This is a genomic window from Gordonia sp. PDNC005 (assembly GCF_016919385.1).
In the GTDB taxonomy this organism is placed as follows: Bacteria; Actinomycetota; Actinomycetes; order Mycobacteriales; family Mycobacteriaceae; genus Gordonia.
In genome coordinates this window covers 3,604,755-3,624,657 of sequence record NZ_CP070351.1, presented here as the reverse complement: position 1 = coordinate 3,624,657, position 19,903 = coordinate 3,604,755, and the positions used below count along the sequence as shown (strand labels likewise).

General features: G+C 66.6%; 18 protein-coding genes and 1 tRNA gene. 7 read left to right on the top strand and 12 right to left on the bottom strand.

The window, feature by feature from the left end; translation table 11 throughout:
- Nucleotides 1–132: 132 nt before the first annotated feature.
- On the top strand, nt 133–1,641 hold the full coding sequence (locus JVX90_RS17475; RefSeq protein ID WP_205329941.1) for an HNH endonuclease signature motif containing protein: 1,509 nt from the start codon (nt 133–135) through the stop codon (nt 1,639–1,641).
- A gap of 65 nt (nt 1,642–1,706) precedes the next feature.
- Here JVX90_RS17475 and JVX90_RS17470 read toward each other — a convergent pair whose 3' ends face one another.
- Both JVX90_RS17470 and JVX90_RS17465 read right to left on the bottom strand, forming a co-directional pair.
- Nucleotides 1,707–2,327 (bottom strand): CHAP domain-containing protein, encoded by a 621-nt coding sequence (locus JVX90_RS17470; protein ID WP_205329940.1) that lies wholly within the window; start codon nt 2,325–2,327, stop codon nt 1,707–1,709.
- A 27-nt stretch (nt 2,328–2,354) separates the two neighbouring features.
- Nucleotides 2,355–3,317 carry an NAD(P)H-quinone oxidoreductase gene (locus JVX90_RS17465; RefSeq protein ID WP_205329939.1) on the bottom strand — a complete coding sequence of 321 codons (963 nt, stop codon included), beginning with the start codon at nt 3,315–3,317 and terminating at the stop codon, nt 2,355–2,357.
- A 77-nt stretch (nt 3,318–3,394) separates the two neighbouring features.
- Between JVX90_RS17465 and JVX90_RS17460 the strand changes: the two genes are divergently transcribed.
- Together JVX90_RS17460 and JVX90_RS17455 are read left to right on the top strand one after the other, a co-directional pair.
- Nucleotides 3,395–3,479: transfer RNA gene (locus JVX90_RS17460), tRNA-Ser, on the top strand.
- Nucleotides 3,480–3,590: 111 nt separating this feature from the next.
- Nucleotides 3,591–3,959 (top strand): hypothetical protein, encoded by a 369-nt coding sequence (locus JVX90_RS17455; protein WP_205329938.1) that lies wholly within the window; start codon nt 3,591–3,593, stop codon nt 3,957–3,959.
- A gap of 247 nt (nt 3,960–4,206) precedes the next feature.
- On the opposite strand, the gene JVX90_RS17450 is transcribed toward JVX90_RS17455, so the two are convergent.
- From JVX90_RS17450 to JVX90_RS17435, 4 genes are all read right to left on the bottom strand, one after another.
- Nucleotides 4,207–4,488 carry a cyclic-phosphate processing receiver domain-containing protein gene (locus tag JVX90_RS17450; RefSeq protein ID WP_205329937.1) on the bottom strand — a complete coding sequence of 94 codons (282 nt, stop codon included), beginning with the start codon at nt 4,486–4,488 and terminating at the stop codon, nt 4,207–4,209.
- Between the two features lie 157 nt (nt 4,489–4,645).
- On the bottom strand, nt 4,646–5,374 hold the full coding sequence (locus JVX90_RS17445) for a hypothetical protein (RefSeq protein WP_205329936.1): 729 nt from the start codon (nt 5,372–5,374) through the stop codon (nt 4,646–4,648).
- Between the two features lie 8 nt (nt 5,375–5,382).
- A complete protein-coding gene (locus JVX90_RS17440; RefSeq protein WP_205329935.1) occupies nt 5,383–6,438 on the bottom strand; it encodes an alpha/beta hydrolase in 1,056 nt (351 codons plus the stop codon).
- Nucleotides 6,435–7,976, bottom strand: coding sequence for an NAD(P)/FAD-dependent oxidoreductase (locus JVX90_RS17435; RefSeq protein ID WP_205329934.1), 1,542 nt, complete (start codon nt 7,974–7,976; stop codon nt 6,435–6,437). The genes JVX90_RS17440 and JVX90_RS17435 overlap by 4 nt, the downstream gene beginning before the upstream one ends.
- A 366-nt stretch (nt 7,977–8,342) precedes the next feature.
- Here JVX90_RS17435 and JVX90_RS17430 point away from each other — a divergent pair, with 366 nt between their 5' ends.
- The 4 genes from JVX90_RS17430 (at nt 8,343) to JVX90_RS17415 (ending at nt 12,803) form a co-directional block, all read left to right on the top strand.
- Nucleotides 8,343–9,203 (top strand): phytanoyl-CoA dioxygenase family protein, encoded by an 861-nt coding sequence (locus JVX90_RS17430; RefSeq protein WP_205329933.1) that lies wholly within the window; start codon nt 8,343–8,345, stop codon nt 9,201–9,203.
- A gap of 74 nt (nt 9,204–9,277) precedes the next feature.
- On the top strand, nt 9,278–10,516 hold the full coding sequence (locus JVX90_RS17425; RefSeq protein WP_205329932.1) for a helix-turn-helix domain-containing protein: 1,239 nt from the start codon (nt 9,278–9,280) through the stop codon (nt 10,514–10,516).
- 45 nt (nt 10,517–10,561) lie between these two features.
- A complete protein-coding gene (locus JVX90_RS17420) occupies nt 10,562–12,112 on the top strand; it encodes an AMP-binding protein (RefSeq protein ID WP_205329931.1) in 1,551 nt (516 codons plus the stop codon).
- Nucleotides 12,113–12,200: 88 nt separating this feature from the next.
- Nucleotides 12,201–12,803, top strand: coding sequence for a TetR/AcrR family transcriptional regulator (locus JVX90_RS17415; protein WP_205329930.1), 603 nt, complete (start codon nt 12,201–12,203; stop codon nt 12,801–12,803).
- 75 nt (nt 12,804–12,878) lie between these two features.
- On the opposite strand, the gene JVX90_RS17410 is transcribed toward JVX90_RS17415, so the two are convergent.
- From JVX90_RS17410 to JVX90_RS17385, 6 genes are all read right to left on the bottom strand, one after another.
- Entirely contained in the window at nt 12,879–13,778 is a 900-nt protein-coding gene (locus JVX90_RS17410) for a phytanoyl-CoA dioxygenase family protein (RefSeq protein WP_205329929.1), read from the bottom strand.
- Between the two features lie 37 nt (nt 13,779–13,815).
- Nucleotides 13,816–14,934 (bottom strand): Zn-dependent alcohol dehydrogenase, encoded by a 1,119-nt coding sequence (locus JVX90_RS17405; protein WP_205329928.1) that lies wholly within the window; start codon nt 14,932–14,934, stop codon nt 13,816–13,818.
- A gap of 16 nt (nt 14,935–14,950) precedes the next feature.
- Entirely contained in the window at nt 14,951–16,300 is a 1,350-nt protein-coding gene (locus JVX90_RS17400; protein ID WP_205329927.1) for an NAD-dependent succinate-semialdehyde dehydrogenase, read from the bottom strand.
- 16 nt (nt 16,301–16,316) lie between these two features.
- Nucleotides 16,317–17,321 (bottom strand): dihydrodipicolinate reductase, encoded by a 1,005-nt coding sequence (locus JVX90_RS17395; protein ID WP_205329926.1) that lies wholly within the window; start codon nt 17,319–17,321, stop codon nt 16,317–16,319.
- Nucleotides 17,318–18,592 (bottom strand): aminotransferase class III-fold pyridoxal phosphate-dependent enzyme, encoded by a 1,275-nt coding sequence (locus JVX90_RS17390; protein ID WP_205329925.1) that lies wholly within the window; start codon nt 18,590–18,592, stop codon nt 17,318–17,320. Before JVX90_RS17390 ends, JVX90_RS17395 begins: the two co-directional genes overlap by 4 nt.
- Nucleotides 18,593–18,655: 63 nt before the next feature.
- Entirely contained in the window at nt 18,656–19,537 is an 882-nt protein-coding gene (locus JVX90_RS17385; protein WP_205329924.1) for an NAD(P)-binding domain-containing protein, read from the bottom strand.
- Nucleotides 19,538–19,903 lie beyond the last annotated feature (366 nt).

Here is a 19,903-nt window from a genome sequence, read left to right as displayed (position 1 = left end):
GCACGAAGCCTCGGCCCTCTACTAGAACTAAGGTGCGAAACTACTATGATTTGTCACACAGTAGGTTTACACTGGAGATAACAGCAAAACCGGACACCCCGTCCGCAACGCGCTGAAAGGGGGGCGAACGCCATGGCCAACACCTTCGATCTCCCCGATTCGCCTCTGGAGCTGGCCCGCCTGCAGGACGCGGTGGCTGTGAAGTTGTCGTCGGTGTCGCTGACCCCGATGACCGATGACGACGTGCTGCTGATGTCGGGTGTTCTTGAGCGCTCCCATCGGCGTTCGGACGGCGTGGACGCCCGCCTCTTCGCGGAGGTCTCTACCCGCGGCGCGTACCGCAAGGCCGGCGCCCAGACGCCGGGCAAGTACCTCACCGCCGCGCTGCGCCTCGGTGCCGGCGCGAGCAAGCGTCGCCTGGCCGCGGCGTTGGCGATCAGCCCGATGTACAACTACTCCGGCGACCAGCTTGACCCGGTCTTGCCGGCCACCGCAGCAGCGGTCGCCGATGGCGACCTCTCGGTCGACCACGTCAACGAGATCGTCGCCGTGATCGAGGAGATCCCCGCCGCGATCCCCGCCGACGACAAGGCTCGTGCCGAGGCCGAGCTCGCCGAACTGTCCCGCGACCTGACCCCGGAGGGCACCCGCGAAGTCGGACGCCGCATCCTGGCTCACCTCGACCCCGACGGTTCGCTGACTGACGACGCCGACCGCGCCCGGACCCGAGGATTTGCGATCCAACCGCAGGACAAGCGCCTGATGTCCAAGATCCGGGCACAACTGTCGCCGGCGCTTCGAGCCAAGCTCGAAGCAATCCTCACCCTGTGGGCAGAACCCGGGATGAACAACCCCGACGACCCCGAATCACCCCGCGGAGCGGCCTACGGCGCCGACGCCGAGGCACTCTCCGCCGCCCGCGAACGGGACAGCCGGTCGCAGTCCCAGCGCAACCATGACGCACTCGAAGCAATGCTCGACCACCTCCTCGCCAACGGCGCCCTCGGCGACTCCGTCGCCCTCCCCTCACATTTGGTGGTCACCGCATCGCTCGAAGACCTCGAAAACCGGGCAGGCGTTGCCGTCACCGCGACCGGCACGCGTCTCCCGGTCACCGATCTGGTCGACATCGCAGCCGACGCGACCCCATGGCTCGAAGTCTTCGAAGGCCAGTCGTCGCAGATCCTGCACTTCGGGCGTGGCCGCCGCCTGGCGTCCCTCGCCCAACGCCTCGCGTTGTTCGGCAGGGACCGCGGCTGCACCGCACCCGGCTGCACCACCCCGTGGTCACGCACCCAGGCCCATCACATGCCCGACTGGCACGACGGCGGACCCACCGACATCGACCACCTGGGCGGTGCGTGCGGAGGACATAACCGCAGCGTCTCCACCACACCCGGCGGATGGGAGACCACCATCCTCACCTCGGGCCCGTTCAAGGGCCGGGTCGGCTGGCGACCCACCGGCTCGAACGAGCCGTGGAAGGTCAACCACTCCCTGCAGCCGGAGAAGCTCCTCCCGGCAGTTCGGGCCACCAAGTCCGGATCGGCAGTGGAGAAGTGGCTCTCCTGCCGAATCCCGGCACCACCACCGGGACCACCGGCCCCACCCGGGACCGACGTGGTGCGGAACCTCGCCTGAGCTGGTCAGGCGGGGACGCCGCCATGTCCGCAGTCGACTAAAGCCCGTTCCGGGGAACTCTGTGATCAGAGCACGCCGATCCCGACCAGACCGCGGTCGGACAGGTCGAACCGACTGATCCGGACGTGGCCGCCCCATTCGTTGCCGCCGACGGTGGTGACCACTCCATCGTCGACAGTCAGCACGATGTTGGTGTGCTGCCGGAACGGACTGTCGTGGCCGTACAGCATCACGTCGCCGAGCTTGGGCGTGTAGCCGGATCCTGCGGGTCGGAATCGCTTCTCAGCCTGGAAGTACTCCGTGAGCGTGTACACGCCGGGGATGCGCCAACTGCCGGAGTTCGGGTTGCTGAACTCGCGGCCCGCGGAGCGCATCACCCAGCTGACGAAATCGGCGCACCATTCCTCCTCGACGCCCTGGGAGTACTTGGTGCCGGCAGGCTGTGCGTCGTACTCGGCGCGAGTCACGTCCACGATGCGCTGCTGTACCGGTGAGAGCTGCGCCGTGTCGACGTCCGGATACGTGAGATTGCGGCTGTCCCACCAGGCTAATCCCGTGCGGATCGCTCCTGTCTGTTCAGCGACGACCGCACCTCCCGCGAGGATGACGGCGACTACCGCGAGCACAATCCACCGGCGACGCAGTTTGCGTGGCGGGTGAACGTCGGTGTCGTCTGCCGTTGTCATGGCCGCCAACGGTAGCCGAGACTCGTCTCAGATGGTGAGCAGCACCTTCCCGACGGCTTCGCCGGAATTGAGCCGAGCGTGCGCGGCACCTGCGTCGGCCAGGTCGAAGACAGAGTCGATGATCGGCTGGACGTCGCCGCTTGCGACGAGCGGCCACGTCCGGGCAATCGTCTCCGCGACGATCATCGCCTTCGAACCAGGGCCGACCACCGGGCGGCCGCGGAGCGTGGTGCCGACGACTGCGGCGCGCTTGGTCATCAGGGCCGCGATGTTCAGCTCGGCCTTCACTCCACCCTGCATGCCGATGATGACGAGTCGCCCGCCCGTCGCCAGCGCTGTCACGTTCCGTGACAAATACTTGGCGCCGATGATGTCGAGGATGACGTCCGCCCCGCCCTCCGCCGCGATGACCTGGTCGAAATCCTGAGTCGAGTAGTCGATGAGTATGTCGGCACCGAGGTCTCGACAGCGGTCGAGCTTGCCCTGATTGCGGGCAGTGACGGCGACTCGCGCGCCCAGGGCGTGCGCCAACTGGATCGCGTGGGTGCCGATTCCGCTGCTGCCGCCGTGCACGAGGAGAAGTTCACCAGGCCCTAGGTGGGCGGTCAGCACGATGTTCGACATCACGGTGCAGGCGACTTCCGGCAGGGCCGCGGCGGACACGAGGTCGACGCCCCGGGGCACCGGCATCAACTGCGGTGCCGGAACGGCCACTCTTTCCGCGTAGCCGCCGCCCGCCAGGAGTGCGCACACTTCGTCGCCGATCGACCAGCCGGACACATTGTCTCCGATCGCGGAGATCGTTCCGGACACTTCCAGGCCGAGGACGTCCGACGCCCCGGGCGGCGGCGGGTAGTTGCCTGCGGCCTGAAGGATGTCGGCGCGATTCACTCCGGCAGCCGCAACGTCGACGATCACCTCTCCCGGCGCAGGTTCCGGCTCGGGTAGGTCGGTGACGTCGAGGGGCTCGGAACCTGCAATCGCGCGCATAGCTCCAGTGTTCCACCGATCGACAGTCCGGGCACGTGGGCCGACGTCGGACGACGTGCGCTAACGTGGTCGGCTAGGGAAGCGTGGCAGAGCGGCCGAATGCACTCGCCTTGAAAGCGAGCGTGGGTAAAACCACCGGGGGTTCAAATCCCTCCGCTTCCGCAGCAGGCCCTCGACCGTTCTTGCGGTTCGAGGGCCCTTTCGTCGGTCCGTGCACGTCGCCGTCGTGTCGCAGGCGCCATCGGCGCATCGAAGCGCCTAGAGTCCACGCCCATGACAAATGTTTCGCCTGAGATGTCGCAATCGATACGATTGCATCGGCAAGGGTCACTTCTCACCACGCCGATCGGGCGCACAACGGTCCTGCTGGACGGGCGCAAATGCCAGACGAGCTTCGGCGTCACCGACCTTCCCGTTCGGGTGGGAACCCATCGACTCGAAGTAGTCGGCCACGACGCGATCGACGTCGGGGTGGCATCGGGTGCTGCTGTTGATATCTATTACGCGCCGCCGTACACGCGGTTTCACCGGGGCACGCTCGGCAGGAGTGAACACGAGCGTCAGGGCTGGGGAGCCATCGTAGCGATCGGCGTGGCGTGTGCGTCCCCTTCGATGATCATCGTCATCTTGGCGCTGTGGTAGCCGGCGGTCGACAGGATTCGAGGTAATCGTCACTACCTCGTCCAATGAGAGCCTGTTTTGATGCGCATCGAGACAGTCGGCTGAGCCCAGCCTTGACCCGCCGATCGCCGGTTGACGTGCAGGGGCTCTCCGGGGGTTCGAAATCGGGGCCTCGGAGTAGGCGACCTGGATGAGCACGCCGTAGCAGGCTTGGTGCTGCCACGACGTCAGTAGGCTCGGTGCAGGTCGCGGCCACGGATGCGTTCCCTCAGCGAGTGATGCCCGGGCCGTAGCGCTCGACCATGCCGACCAGCCAGCTGACGCCGACCGGATTCGCCGAGTGCACGCGCACGATCGGCGGCCAGCCGCCGTGTTCAGCGAGGTGCAGGACCACCGGCCGAGTGGTGTCGTCGCCGCCGAGATCGTGATCCAACGACAGTTCGACGACCGGTTCGTTGCCTCGGAGGACGACGAGCGCCTCGGCAGAAGTCCGTGCAACGGTCCAAGTGTCGTCGGGTGGATCGCGAAGGTCGTCGACGAAGAGTTTCATGAGCGAGGAGGATACGGGCCCGGCGAAGCGCGTAGCGACTGAATTTCGTGATGCGGACAGTCGCGGCGCACGATCGTTCGGCGCCTTTCCAACACTGCCGTGACCTCGATCGGCTGAGGCTCGATCGAGGTCACGGCGGTGCATTGATGGCGTTATGTCACTGCGATGCGGTGAGTGGCGCGGTTGTCTCGTCCGACGCCGACGCCGACGCCGACGCCGACTCCGGCGCGACCCGGTTCTGGTGCTCGTCGAGTGCCCGGTAGCCGTAGTAGTACGTCACGAGCATGAGCGCCCAGACGGCCATGGCGATGCTGTAGAAGAGCGTGTGGTCGGCGTCGTCGCCGGGGATGCGGACGAAGTCGTACGACACTGCGATGAGCGTCCCGAGGACGGTCGCCACCGACACCCAGACGCCGTGACGGCGCTCGCCGATCCGGAACAGCCGCGCGGCGACGTACAGCATGAACGCCGCGACGGCGAGGTTGGTGACGGTGTAGAACGCGGTCCACCCCAGGCTCACCGGGCGGACGTCGAGGGTGCGGTTGAGACCGACGGCCACGCCCGCCAGAATCGCGACGGCCTCGACGATCCAGGTGGGCCGGTACCGGTGAGTCACGGCCATCATGCCGAGGATGAAGATCACGGTCATGCCGAACGACCGCGAGAAGGCGTCGAAGAACACCATCAGGTGATAACTGAAACTGTCGTGTGAGACACCGGTGGCGGCGAGGAGCAGCACGTTGGTGCCCGACAACGCGATCACGATCCACTCGAACCCGAGCAGGAAGTTGCGGTGGCGCCGAAGCAGCCGAACGCCGTAGACGTAACCGGCGCCCAGCATCGCGAGGTTGGCGATCAACACCAGAATCATGTGAGTGATGGACATGTGGTTCCTCAGGCGAGAGCAGACGCGATGGCGTCGGAGACGCGGTCGACGGCGGCGCGGGCGTTGGAACTGATCCGCGTCATCGAGATGTAGCCGTGCACCAGACCGCTCTCGCGCATCACCCGAGTCGAGACGCCGGCCTCGGTCAGACGGTCGGCGTAGGCCAATGCCTCGTCGCGGAGCGGGTCGAAGCCCGCGACGGTGATCAGCGTGGCAGGCGCCCCGGACAGGTCGTCGACAAACATCGGCGACAGACGCGGATCGCTCGGAGACTGTCCCTCGGGCAGGTAGTGGCCGGTGAACCAGTCGATCTGCTTGCCGGACAGCGCGGAACTGTCGACGAACTCGTGGCGCGACGCGTAGTCGCCGACCGAGTCGACCACTGGGTACATCAGCACCTGCAGTCGAGGCTGGACGTCCTCGCCCGCGATCTCGTTGGCGAGGACCGCGCACAGATTTCCGCCTGCGCTGTCGCCGAGCAGAACCAGTTTGCGCGGATCCACACCCCACTCGGCGGCGTGCTCGACGGCGAACCGCCAGGCCTCGACGGTGTCGTCGACCGGACCGGGGAACGGAGCCTCCGGGGCGAGTCTGTACTCCACCGACAACACGGCCACCCCGACACGATCGGCGATCAGTCGGACCGGCGAGTCGTATTCCTCGCGGCTGCCGATGACAAATCCGCCGCCGTGCACGAACAGAATCAAACCGTCGGACCGCCCAGCCGGACGGTACAGGCTGGCATGGATGCCGCTCGGCAGGACGAGATCGTCGACGTCCATCGTCGGCGCATCGTCGGCGAACACGAGGCAGTCCGTGTCCATTCCGATGCGCGCGTCCTCCACGGAGCCGTCGCTGAAATCGGGCGCCGATTCGGTTGCCTTCAACATGATTGCGATCTCTGGCGCCATGACGTCGCCGTCGGAGTTGACGACGTTCGGCGCGATTCGCGTGAGCAGCCGTTGGGGCAGTCGACCGATCGCGGTGAACACGGCGCGCTGAACTCGCTCGGCGCCGGTCAAGCTGCGCGGCGACGAGGACGGCGGGGCGGCGGTGACGGTCATCGCTGGGTTCCTTCGGCCGCGACCGGCTTCGCGCCCAACTCGCGCTCGAGGCGCGACGAGAAGTGCAGTGCGTCGGTGATCGTCGGTCCCCGGTACATCCGGCGGTCTTCGAGGAACACCTGCTTCTGCTGCCACGGCATCTCGTCGCCCTGGCGCGGCAACGTGTGCTTGGCGCGCAGCATGTATCCGGAATCGAGGTCGATGACAGGTCGAGTGCCGGTCCCTTCGGGGGCCACAGGGACCGCGGTGTCGTAGCCGTGCGTGTCCATGTGGCGCAGAATCTCGATGAGGCTCTTTCCGAGCAGGCCGATCTTCAACGTCCACGACGACTTGGTGTAGCCGACCGCCATCAACCAGTTGGGGATGCCGGACAGCAGCATGCCGCGGTAGACCACCGAGTCGGCGACGTTGACCGGTCGGCCGTCGACCGAGATGTCGACACCGCCGAAGAGACGCATGTTGAGCCCGGTCGCGGTGACGATCAGATCAGCGTCCAGGTGCTCGCCCGACTCCAGTTCGATGCCGGTCTTCGTGAAGCGACGGATGCGATCGGTGACCACATCGGCGTTGCCGTCGCGGATGGCGCCGAAGAAGTCGCCGTCGGGCGCCAGGCAGAGGCGCTGGTCCCACGGCTCGTAGGGCGGGTTGAAGTGCTTGTCGACGTCGAAGCCGTCGGGCAGCTCCTGCGTGTTGACCCAGCGGATGAACTTGCGTCCCGCCTTCGGGAAGGTGGTGAGCACCTTCATCAAGCCCCAGTCGGTCAAGGTGTTCTTCCAGCGAGTCGCGAGGTAGCCGCGGCGCTCGCCGAGCAGCTTGGTGAGCTTCAGGGCCACGGTGTCCACGCGCGGCAACGTCAGAATGTACGTCGGCGTCCGCTGCAGCATGGTGACGTGCGACGCCGCGCCGTCGCCGATCAGCATCGACGGGATGAGAGTGATGGCGGTGGCGCCACTGCCGATCACGACCACCTTCTTGCCGGAGTAGTCGTAGTCCTCCGGCCAGTGCTGCGGGTGGATGATGTCGCCCTCGAAGTCTTCGCGGCCGGCGAATTCGGGAGTGAAACCCTCGTCGTACCGGTAGTAGCCGGTGGCCCCGAACACCCAGCCGGCCTTGATAACCTCGCTGTGGACGGTGCTGTCGGCGTCGGTGACCTCGACCGTCAGCAGCCACTCGGCGTCATCGCTCGACCATTCCGCTGAGATGACCCTGTGCCGGTACCGCACGATGTCGCTGAGCCCGTACTCTTCGACAGTCTCCTTGAGGTAGTCGAGGATCAGCGGAGCGTCGGCGATCGCCTTCTCGTCCTTCCAGTTCTTGAACTCGTACGCGAAGGTGTGCAGGTCGGAGTCGGAACGGATGCCGGGGTATCGGAACAGGTCCCACGTTCCGCCGACGGAGTCGCGACCCTCGAGCAGTGCGACCTTCTTCTTCGGGAACTCCTGCGTCGCGTAGACGGCCAAGCCGATTCCCGAGATGCCGCCGCCGATGACGACGATGTCGAAGTACTCCGGCTGCGTTGCTGAGCTACCGCTGCTCATCTTCTTCTCTCATTCCGCGCCAGGACGGCGCCTCCGGGGTGGATGTGACTATGTGATGTGGCTCAGCCTGCCGAAATCGGTGTAACGCACGCCACATCGAATCTCAGCGTCTTGTCGAGCGGAGGTGTGGAAATCTCACACACTTTCCTCGCGGCGGATCTCGCGCCGTGGTCCCGAATCGCCCGGACCTGCGGCGAGGGTGCGATATGCACCGCCTCGCCGCGACAGATGCTCAAACGTGCGGATAGGCAGCGGGCCACGAGATGTCGATAGTGAGATCTGCGCCACAGCACACCGACCCGGATTCCCCTGGAACTCAGCTCGCTGAGTAGTCGGCGAACCGGATCCCCACAGATAGGAAATCCCATGACCAGCGTCGAAACAGGCCTCCAGCGAGTCCCGAGCACAACCCGAGCGGCCGACATCCTCGCGATCGTTGACCGCGACGGCGGCGTCGTCATCGAAGGACTGCTCTCCGCAGACCAGGTCGCGCGTTTCAACTCCGAGATCGATCCCTCGGTCGCGACGCTCGCCGCGGGCAGCACCCACGAGAACGAGCTCGTCCAGGAGTTCCACGGCGTGAACACCAAGCGTCTGACCAACCTGGTCAATCGCAGCGATGTGTTCCGCGACGAGGTCATCGACCTCGATCTGGTCCATGAGCTGTGTGACACGCGATTCCTCCCGGAGTCGGGCACCTATTGGATGACGACCGCTCAGGTGATCGAGATCGGTCCGGGCAACCGCGCCCAGATGCTTCATCGGGATCTCGAGAACTGGTACCCCTTTGTCGGCATGGGCCCCGCCGGACCGGAGATCACGCTCAACTTCCTCATCGCCCTCACCGACTTCACCGAGGAGAACGGCGCGACCCGAGTGATCCCGGGCAGCCACCTCTGGCCCGACTTCGAGGACCGCGGCGCTCCGGAGAAGACGATCCCCGCAACCATGAAGGCCGGCGACGCGCTGTTCATCAGCGGCAAGACCGTCCACGGCGGCGGAGCCAACGTCACCACCGGCGAGTACCGGCGCGCGGTGTCGTTCGCCTTCAACCCCGGCTACCTGGTCGGCGAGGAGGCCTACCCCTTCCTGGTGTCCCGCGAGACCGCGGCCAAGCTCCCCGAGCGCGTCCAGCGGATCCTCGGCTTCCGCTCGCAGTACCCGCTCGGCTCACCCGGCCTCTGGCAGGTCGACTACTCCGAGCTCGCCGACTACCTCGGCCTGTAGAGAATTCTCGGGGTGTGGACAATTCTTCCGCCGAATCACGGAAGGTCGACGCCGACGCGAGGAAAATGGCCATTATGACGACTCCAGATCAGCTGTGGCCCGACCCCTCTGAGCCGGTGGCGCGCCTGATCCGGGAACTGGCCGAGGACCTGCTCGGTCGGACGGCCGAGATCGTCGAATCGTCGATAGCCGCGTCGGTGTCGGATCCGCGCTATCAGATGATCGTGGACGATCCCGCACTCGCCGAAGCCGACGCGGCCCTGGTCGTCTCGTTCCTCAAGCAATGGCTGACATCGAACATCACCAACCCCGGGCGGAGAGTGCCGCCGATGACAGGTGGCGAAGTGTTGACGTTCGCCCACGATGTCGTCCTGCGCGGGCTCGTCGTCGATGACATCGGAGCGTGGCGCTCAGTGGAGCGTGTGTGGTGGAAGTGGTGGCTTGGAGAATGTTTCAAGGCCACTGACGACCTCGACGAACTGCGTGAGCTCTGCGAGGTCTCCGGGAACATGTTCGCCACCGCGACCGACGACTCGATGGCGGAGCTGTCCCGATACGTCCAGGGGATCCGGGAACAGCTGGCCGGCGGCGCTCAACTGCAGCGGTATGCCACCGTTGAGCTGTTGTTGCAGGGGGCCGACGTCGCCACCCCGACGGCGGAGGCGCAGCTCGGATACGCGCTCACCGGCTCCCATGTCGGTGCCGTGGTCTGGGTCGACTCGGAGGACGACATCGGTCTGCTCGAGCGTGCGGCCGAACAGGTGATGAGGGCGTGTGGGGCGGAGAGCCGGCTCACCGTGGTCGCGGGGACGGTGGCGCTGTGGCTGTGGATTCCGGCGGTCGCCACACCGTCGCCCGCAGTGCTCGCCGATCGGCTGCGCGGCCAGCGGCGCGTTCGGGTGGCCCTCGGCAGGCCCGCGAAGGACGTCGCCGGATTTCGGCGCACCCACATGGACGCCGCAGCGGCACAGCGGCTCTTGGCCCGTCTCGACTCCCATCTGTCCATCGTCCGCTACGAGGACGTCCAGCTCGTCGACCTGATCTCGGCCGATGTCGCGGCGGCGGACCGGTTCGTCGCCGACGTATTGGGCGACTTCCTCGACGCGAGTCCCGTGCTGCATCAGACGGTGCTGGTCTATGTCGAGGAAGGGCTCAACCGGACAAGCACGGCCGAGCGGCTGTACACCCACCGCAACACCATCGATCGCCGTCTCGCGCGGGTCGACGAGTTGCTCCCCAAGCCGTTCGCTCAGCACCCCACTGAAGTGGCGGCGGCACTGACACTGCTGCTCTTGCGCCGTGACCCGGCGTGATCTGAGGGCACCTATGCACATACCTTCACAAAGGACTCTCCTGTAATGAATGACGCATCGCATGCGTGGGCTCCGCTGACCCCTACCGCCCTGCTCGATCGGGCCGCGGCCGCGCACGGTGACCGGATCGCTGTCGTCGACGGCGACCACCGATGGACCTACCAGGAATTCCGTGACCGGTGCCTGCGTCTGGCGGGCGGGTTGCGGGACATCAGCGACGGTAGGCCGATCGCGGTGCTGACGCCGAACAATCACGTCTTGCTCGAAGCGCACTACGGCGTGCCGTGGGCCGGCGTGCCCCTGGTCGCGCTGAACACGCGATTGGGGACGCGGGAACTCGCGTACATCCTCGCGCACTCGGGCGCAGGCGTGCTCATCTACGATTCGCGGTTCGCGGAGCTGGTGGCGGAGGTCTGCGGAGGCCTCGCCGATGCGCCCCGAATGATCGTCTCCGGCGGCCCCGATACCGAGTACCAGACGCTGGTCAGTCGGTCGGCGCCGTTTCGGAGCGAGGTGTACGACGAGCGGTCGGTGCTCGCGATCAACTACACCTCGGGTACCACGGGTGCGCCGAAGGGCGTGCAGTACCACCATCGCGGTGCCTACTTGCAGGCGCTGGCGATGACCAGCCACTTTGCGCTCGGGCCGGACACCGTCCACCTGTGGACTCTGCCGATGTTCCATTGCAACGGCTGGTGTTTCACGTGGGCGGTCACCGCCGCAGCCGGTACGCACGTGTGTCTGCCCAAGGTCGACTCCGACGAGATCTGGCGCCTGATCGAGACCGAGGGCGTGACCAGCCTCAACGGCGCGCCGGCCGTGCTCGACATGATCGCGCACTCGCCGAGCGCTGCGCCCCTCGCGCGCACCGTCTCGATCGGCACCGGCGGTGCTCCGCCCGCACCGGCGGTTCTGCGCCGGATGACGCGCTTGGGGTTCGACATCACTCATCTCTACGGGCTCACCGAGAGCTTCGGACCCGCGCTCATCTGCGAGGCTCCGCCGGAATGGGCCGACCGCGACGACGAGTCGATCATCCGGCTCAAAGCACGGCAGGGAGTTGGAAACCTTGTGTCGCTGCCGCCTCGGGTGGTCCGCCCCGACGGTTCGGACGTACCCGCCGACGGCGCGACGATCGGCGAGATCGCGCTGGCCGGAAACAACGTGATGCTCGGCTATCTCGACGACGCGGAAGCGACGCGGAAGGCGATCCCCGACGGGTGGTTTCGGACCGGTGACCTGGCCGTTCGACACGCCGACGGGTACATCGAGCTTCGCGATCGCAGCAAGGACATCATCATCAGCGGCGGTGAGAACATCGCCAGCGTGGAGGTGGAGCACGTGCTGGCCGAGCACCCGGCGGTACTCGAAGCGGCCGTGGTGGGTGCACCCGACGAGAAGTGGGGCGAGATCCCCGTGGCATTCGTCCATCTCGTTCCAGGTGCCGACGTCGGAGCCGACGAGCTCATCGCTCACGTGAAGGGCCAGATCGCCCGCTACAAGGCGCCGCGGGTGGTGGTCTTCGACGAACTGCCCAAGACGACAACCGGCAAGACCCAGAAGTTCGTCCTGCGAGAGCGGGCGGCCCAGTTGTAGATCGTCGTGCGCCGACTCCGGTACGTTTGACTTGATCAAACGATTTCTCCGGGATGCGTCCTGGAACCGTCGGCAAGGAGTGATAGTCGTGGCGCATGTGTCGACAGCGGACCGGTCGGTGCAATTCGTCGAGGCCGCCGCCAAGGTGATCGCGGAGCAGGGAGTCGCGAGTGCGACTACCCGTCGCATCGCCGAGGCGGCCGGCGCTCCGCTCGCATCGTTGCACTACTGCTTCCGAGACAAAGACAGCCTCTTCCACGCGGTGTTCGAACACCTCGCGGAAGAGGCCGCTCGGCCGTTCGCGGACGTCCATCCCGTAGGGCTCGAAGCCGCTGCCGAACGCCTCATCCGGAGGGCGTGCGCATGGATCGTCACGCACCCCGACTACGCGCTGGCCCAGCTCGACCTGCATCTGTGGATGTGCCGAAATCGCCCTGACCAGGCAGTCGAATCGGTCGACGGCTACCTCGACGCCGTCGTGAAGATACTGACGGAGGCCGAACCGGGGATCGACGACGTCTCGGTGAAGACTCTCGCCTCGATACTGACTGCCGGGCTCGACGGACTGGTGGTCCAGTGGGCGGCCGATCGCGACACTGCTCGGGTGGACGCCTTCGTCGAGATGCTCTGTGCGGGCCTCCCGTCGCTGTGCGCGACGGCTCGGGCCGCGGGCAGCAGCCGGGGACAGTAGACCGAACGTGGAGAACCCCGCCCGGCGAAGTGGTGCTTTCGCCGAGCGGGGTCGTCGGGGGGACGCGCCGTGCCGTCAGGCGTCGGATTTCTCGTCGAATTGCGAGAAGGTGTTGACGACCGGGGCTCCGTCCTTGAGCAGGAAGATCGGGTCGGCCATCACACCCTCATGGGCGACGAATCCGGTTCCGGGCGGGCACGTCGACCAGCCCAGAAATGCCTGGATGTCTTCGTCGAATCTCTTCACCACGTCGGGGGAGTAGGTGAGGAAGTTGTTCTCCTCCTGCCGCAGGTAGCCGAGGTCGAGCCCGATGGTGAGTCCGATCCGGCTGCTGTCGGAAGTGTTGTTGCCACCGCCGTGGAAGGTGCCGCCGACCCAGATCAGAGCGGAGCCGGCCGACATCTCGGTCGGGATCGCCTCGTCGACGCGCGGTCCGCGGTCGTCGCCCCACAGGTGGCTCCCCGGAATGACCATGGTGCCGCCGTTCTCGGCGGTGAAGTCGGTTACCGCGACCATGATCTGGACCCTGGCCTGGCGGTAGCCCGGCTCGTGTCGCCACTGCCAGACTGCGTCGTCGCGATGGAGCGGCTGCGCGCCCTCACCTGGGTGGATGTCGATGATCGAGCTGACGCCCACCTGGTAGGTCGGGGCGATCGGGAACTGATACTCGCCGGCCCAGGTCGGCACCTCGCGTTCGAGGAAGTACTTGGCGAGCCCGGCGTAGAGGGGATGCCGCACCGCCGTCGCGGCATGCTGGGTGTGCTGGAAAACCCCGTACAGGCGCTTGGTGCGCTGCCCGGAGAAGTCGTCCTGGCCCCACGGCACCTCGTTCAGCGCCGCGTCGATCTCGGCTCGGAGCTCGACGATCGTCTCCGGGGAAAAGAAGTCCTCGATGATGACGCCGCCGTCACGGTCGACGACGGCCGCAGCCTCGTCGACCGACGCGGTCGCCGGGAGTGTGGTCAGACCAGTCATTGTGGGTCTCCTTGTTTCGGTGTCGGGTGGACGTCGGTCAGTAGCGGATCACGGACCGGATGCCTTCGCCGCGCTTCATCTCGTCGAAGCCGTCGTTGATGTCGTTCAGGCCGATCACCCCGGTCACCAGCGAGTCGAGGTCGATTCGACCGTTCAGGTAGTGCTCGACGAGGTTGGGGAAGTCGACGGCGGCCCTGCTGGAGCCGTAGTTGGAGCCGATGAGCGAGAGCTCCTGATCGGACATGACAAACGGATCGATCGACACCTTCACGCCGTCGGCCACCTGGCCTGCGACGATCGCACGACCGCCGCGAGCGAGGGCGCTGTAGGCGGCCTCGATGGTCTGCGGCAGACCGATCGCCTCGATGGCGACCTCCACGCCGTGCCCCTCGGTGATCTCCGCGATCCGCTCCGAGAGGTCTTCGGTGGCGCTGTTGATCACGTCGTGGGCGCCGAAGGCCTTGGCCTGGGCGAGCTTGCTGTCGGAGATGTCGGCGGCGATGATGCGGCGCGCGCCGACCAAACGCGCGCCCTGGACCGCGTTGAGTCCGACGCCGCCGCATCCGATGACCAGCACGGTCTCGGTGTTGAGGACGCGCGCGGTGTTCACGGCGGCGCCGATACCGGTGGTCACGGCGCAGCCGACGAGGGCCGACTGCTCGAAGGGTGCGGCCGCGTCGACGGTGATCGCCGCGGATTCGGGGAGCATCGCGTACTCGCCGAAGGTGCCGAGACCGGCGAAGCCGTACACGGGTTCGCCCGACGCCGAGGTGATGCGGGTGCCGCCGTCGAACGACACGTGGTTGGCCGAGTGCTCGGCCGCCTTGTCGCAGAGCACGGTCCGCCCGCTGACGCAGTACCGGCAGCGACCGCACGACGGCGTCCACGACAGCACCACGTGGTCACCGACCGCGACGTTCGTGACGCCGTCGCCCACGGCTTCGATGACACCTGCGCCCTCGTGGCCGAGGATCATCGGGGTGGGCATGCCGTCCCATTCGCCGACGATGACGTGGAGATCGCTGTGGCACAGCCCGCTCGCCTTCATCCGGACGAGGACCTCGCCGGGCGGCGGAGTGGACGGGATCGAGACGGTCTCGATGGTGAGGGGCGTGTTGGGCGCGCGGAAGATCGCGGCCCGGAATTCGATGGTCATGAAAAGTTCCTTGTCGTCAGGCGGTACGGATGAGCTTCTTGTTGGCGAACTCGTCGATGCCGAGGCTGCCGAGTTCGCGGCCGAAGCCGGATCGTTTGATGCCGCCGAAAGGCAGCTCCACGCCTTCCATCCCGACGCCGTTGATGAAGACCATTCCGGCTTCGATCCGCTGGGCCACGCGTTCGGCCTGTGCGGGATCAGTGGTGAACACGTAGGAGCCGAGGCCGTACGAGGTGTCGTTGGCCAGCTCCACCGCCTCGTCCTCCGACCCGACGCGGTAGACGGTGGCGACCGGGCCGAAGAGTTCTTCGGCGGCGGCAGGCGATCCGGGCTTCACGTCGGTGAGTACGGCGGGCGGGAAGAACGCGCCGTTTCGCTCGCCTGCGCTGGTCAGCGTGACGCCCTCGGCGACGGCCCGCGCGACCTGCTGCTCCAGCCGCTGTGCGGCGGCCACCGATGAGAGCGGAGCCACGCCGTCGCCCGCGGCGAGCATCCGCTCGGTGAACGTGGCGACGAACTCGTCATACAGGTCGTCGATGACGATCATCCGCTTGGCGCCGTTGCAGGCTTGACCGGTGTTCTCGAGGCGGGCTTCGAGAGCGGCGTCGACGGTGGCGCTCAGATCGTCGGACGACAGGACGATGAACGGGTCGGAGCCGCCGAGTTCGAGCACCACCTTCTTCAGGCAGCGACCCGCGATCTCGGCGATCTGGGCGCCCGCGCGCTCCGAACCGGTGAACGACACTCCGCGGACGCGCGTGTCGTCGATGGCGTCGGCGATCTGATCGTGTGAGGCGTAGACGTTGACGTAGGCGCCTTCGGGGAAGCCCGCGTCGACGAAGATCCTCTCGATCGCGGCCGCCGACTCCGGGCACTGCGGAGCGTGCTTGAGGACGATGGTGTTGCCGAGGACCAAGTTCGGTCCCGCGAACCGCGCGACCTGGTAGTACGGGTAGTTCCACGGCATCACGCCGAGCAGGACGCCCACGGCTTCCCGTCGAATGCGTGCGCTGCCGTCACCTGCGAGGAGCTCGATCGGCTGATCGGCGAGGAAGCGCTCCGCGTTGTCGGCGTAGTACTCGTAGATTGCGGCGCTGAATTCCACCTCGCCGACGGACTGGTCCATCGGCTTGCCCATCTCGCGGTGAATGATCGCGGCAAGCTCGTCTCGTCGCTCCATGTGGAGCGCAGCAGCGGCGCGGAGCAACTCGGCGCGCTGGGCGACGGTCGAGGAGGCGGACCATCCGCGGTAGGCGCCATCTGCGGCACTCAAGGCCGCGTCGATGTCGGCGTCGGTCGCGGTCGAGAACGTGGACGCGGCCTCGCCGGTCGCGGGGTCGATGACGGTGTATTCGGGACTGTTCATGGTGGTCGCTCCTATGTCAGTGAATGGTGGCCAGGCGCGTGCGCCGGCCTTTCGATGCGATGGCCCGGGCCGACAGGTCTCCCATCGACAGCAGGCCCGGTGGCGCTTCGACGACGGCTGCGGCGGAGTTGACAGCCGCGGCGACGGTGCTGCGGAAGGAGTCGAAGCCGACGTCGGACCGCAGATCGATGGTCTGATCGTCGCCGACGATCTGGTACTCGTCGCCGGCCGAGACGTCGTCGGACGGGTCGAAGAGCGCGAACATGATCTCCAGGTCGATCACCGCCTCGCCGTCGATGAGACCGCGTGCGCCATGGTTGATCGCGCAGATCTGGCCCGACGCGCGGACCTTGCCGGGTGTCGGTTCGCCGATTTCGATCGTGTCCAACCGCCACCCGAGTCCGGTTGCGAGTGCTTCGATCGATTCCGCGAAACCGTGGTGTCCCACGACGTCGCCGCGTCGGCGGGCGTCGTCGAAGTCGGCGACGGTCAGTCCGAGGCCGAACTTCGGCAGGATGCCGCTGTACGGCGACATGTCGGTCCGTCGGCGGATGCGGACCGTGCGCGCCCGCTGAGTCAGAGTGCTGAGCAGCAACGGAAGAGTGTCCATCAGAACGCCGGGGTTGGCTCCGCCGCCTGCGACGGTGACCCCGTGGGCCTTCGCGGTCGCGTCGAGGCGACGCGCGATGTCGGGATGGCTGCGCCACGGGTAGCCGAGCTCCTCGCAGATGCTGAGCACGTTGTACCCGAGCTCGAGCAGCGGAAGGATGGTGCCCGCGACCTGCCGCAGATCGGATGTGGTCGCGATGACCGCGAGGTCGGCGACGGGCAGTTCAGACGGTGAGGCGACGACGGTGACGCCGTGCTCCGACTCGTCGAGTACTGTGCCGAGGTCTTCGCCGGCTGTCGCGGGATTCGAGTCTGCGGCCCCAATGATCTCTATGTCGTCTCGTCGTCGGAGCGACGACGCGATGGCCCGGCCGGTGGCGCCGAGGCCGATGAGCACCACACTGGTCGTCATGCGGACTCCCCTGCGGGGACGCGGAGAGCGTCGTGCAGACGCTCGGCGGTCTGCCGGATGTCGGCGGCCGAATGCGCGGTGCTCAGGAAGATCTTCCCGGAGGGCGTGAAGACGACGCCGGCTTCGAGCATGGCTGCAGAGATGCCGGACCAGAGTCCTCCCGTGCCGTGCAGGCTGGTCGCCTGATCGTCACCCGGAACGAACTGCAGCAGTGAGCCGACGCGGCGGAGACCGCTGCCCGTGCAGGCGTCGGTCAGGACCGTGGAGATCTCCTCTTCGAACGCGGCCCCGAGACCGTCGAGCCGGGAGTACATGTCGGGTGCAGCGCACAGTTCCATCGACGCCTTGACCGCGGCCAGGGCGGCCGGATTGCCGTTGAACGTTCCGGCGTGCATGACGCCGTCGACGACAAGGTCGACGATGTCGGCTTTGCCGACGACGGCGCTCTGGGTGAATCCGCCCGCGATCGCCTTGCCGAACACCGAGAGGTCCGGGGTCACGCCGAATCGTTCGGCGGCGCCTCCGCGTGCGATCCGGAAGCCGGTGATCACCTCGTCGAAGATCAAGACCACGCCGTGGCGGTCGCAGAGTTTGCGCAGTGTCTCGAGGAACCCGTCCTGCGGTTCCAGGACGCCTGCGTTGCTCATGATCGGGTCGACGAGCACTGCCGCGATCTGACGTTCGGCGGCATCGGCGAGGATGCGGGTGATCGACTCAACGTCGTTGAACTGACTGATGATGAGGTCGGCGTAGGCGTTGGGGCTCTGACCGCGGCTGGCGCTGACGGCGGCCTCACCGGTGTCTCCCGCGTCGATGCTCGCGTACACGCTGTCGTGCCAGCCGTGATACGCCTTGGTCATCTTGACGATGCGATGTCGGCCGGTCGCCGCGCGAGCGAGTCGCAGTGCGACCTGGACGGCCTCGGTTCCGGTGTTGGCCCACACGAGTCGCTGCGCGCCCGGTACGGATTCCAGGACTGCCTCGGCCGCTTCGTACTCGAGCCGATGTCCCATTCCGACCACCTGCATCGAGGTGACGACGCGCTGCACCGCATCGATGACGTGCGGATCGCTGTGTCCGTGGACGAGCGGTCCCCAGGCCATCACGTAGTCGATGTAACGGTCGCCGTCGAGGTCCCAGACGTGAGCGCCCTCGGCGCGATCGACGAAGAGCGGGACCGGTTGCATCGTCCGACGAAGGCCCGAACTCACGCCGGCCGCGAGGCTGCGCTGAGTCCGCGTGAAGGCGGTCCGGGAGGAGTCGATCGCCATGGTTCTCCTTGACTAGTGGTACTTCGGTGGGGGAGCGCGAGGTTAGGGCGTGTCAGACACGCCCTAGTTCGATGCGAGCGTGTGCAGTGCCGCGAGAGCCTTCTCGCCGAGTCCTGCGTCGGCGGCTCGGCGGAACGTGCTCGCGGTCGCGTTGATCATCGTTGCGTCGCTGCCTGCGCTGATCGCCTCGGCGAACGCGGCGGATGTGTGCGCGAATACGTCGATCGTGGCCTGATCGGTGTCGAAATCGTCCGCGTCGATCTCGCGCAGCGCGGCCAGCATCTGGTGGGCGAGTACGGCGGTGGTGTAGTCGACCAGCCCGGCGATCGCGTCGTTGGAGACGCCCGCGCCGTTCATGTAGCGGACCGCTTCGACGAAGGAGACAAGGCTGGACATGTAGAACGCGCCGGTGAGTCCTGCGTCGATGATGTTGGCGGCTGCGGGGTCGTCGCCGACGTGCATCGAGCGTCCCGCCAAGGCGAGGATCGTGTCGCGGTGCTTGAGCCAGAGGGTCTCCTCGCCGGACACCGTGATCAGGGTGTCGTCGCCGCCGATCTGTTCGGGGTATGCGCCGATGGAACCGTCGAGGTATCTGACTCCGCAGTCGGCCGCCCAGCCGGTCAGCGCATGCGCGTCGTCCGGGGTGCCGGTGGTCAGGTTGAGGACGGTGCGGTCGGCGAAGTCCTCGAGAGCGATTCCGTCGAGGGCCGTCTGCGCGGCGTCGGTGGTCGATACGCAGATGATTGTCAACTCCGACGCCCGCACCGCTTCGGCGGCGGTCGGCGCCAACAGGGCGCCGTCTGCGACCAGTGCGTGTGCCCTCTCGGGCGTCCGATTCCATGCGACGACCCGACGGCCGGAGGTCAGCAGGGCGCGCACGATGGCGGCGCCCATGTTCCCGGTTCCGAGCACCGAGACGGTGTTCGGGGATGGGTATGTGGTCATGTCCATGCCTTCTTTCACCAGGGCTGCCGGTCGATTCCACGCCGGAGCCATCGATTGGGTGCGACTGGAGAAGCCGTCTGCGCTGCGGCTATGACCGTCACTGAGTGATGTGTACTGAATCACTCTCATTGATGGAAGAGGTGACGACCATATTCGGATGTCACCGTCCTCGGTCGCGCCGCGGTGCGTTGTGCACACCTTGCGTCGCTCTGCGTGGGGTCACTACGAGCGAGTGGTCGTCACCGCAGCGTCGATCGCATCGACAGTCGACGGACGAGCAATTCGGACGGATACCGCGCTGGTCATTTGATTTAGTCAAACTATTGATCAAGCGTCCATGTTGCCCTACGCTGTGCATCGGGTCAC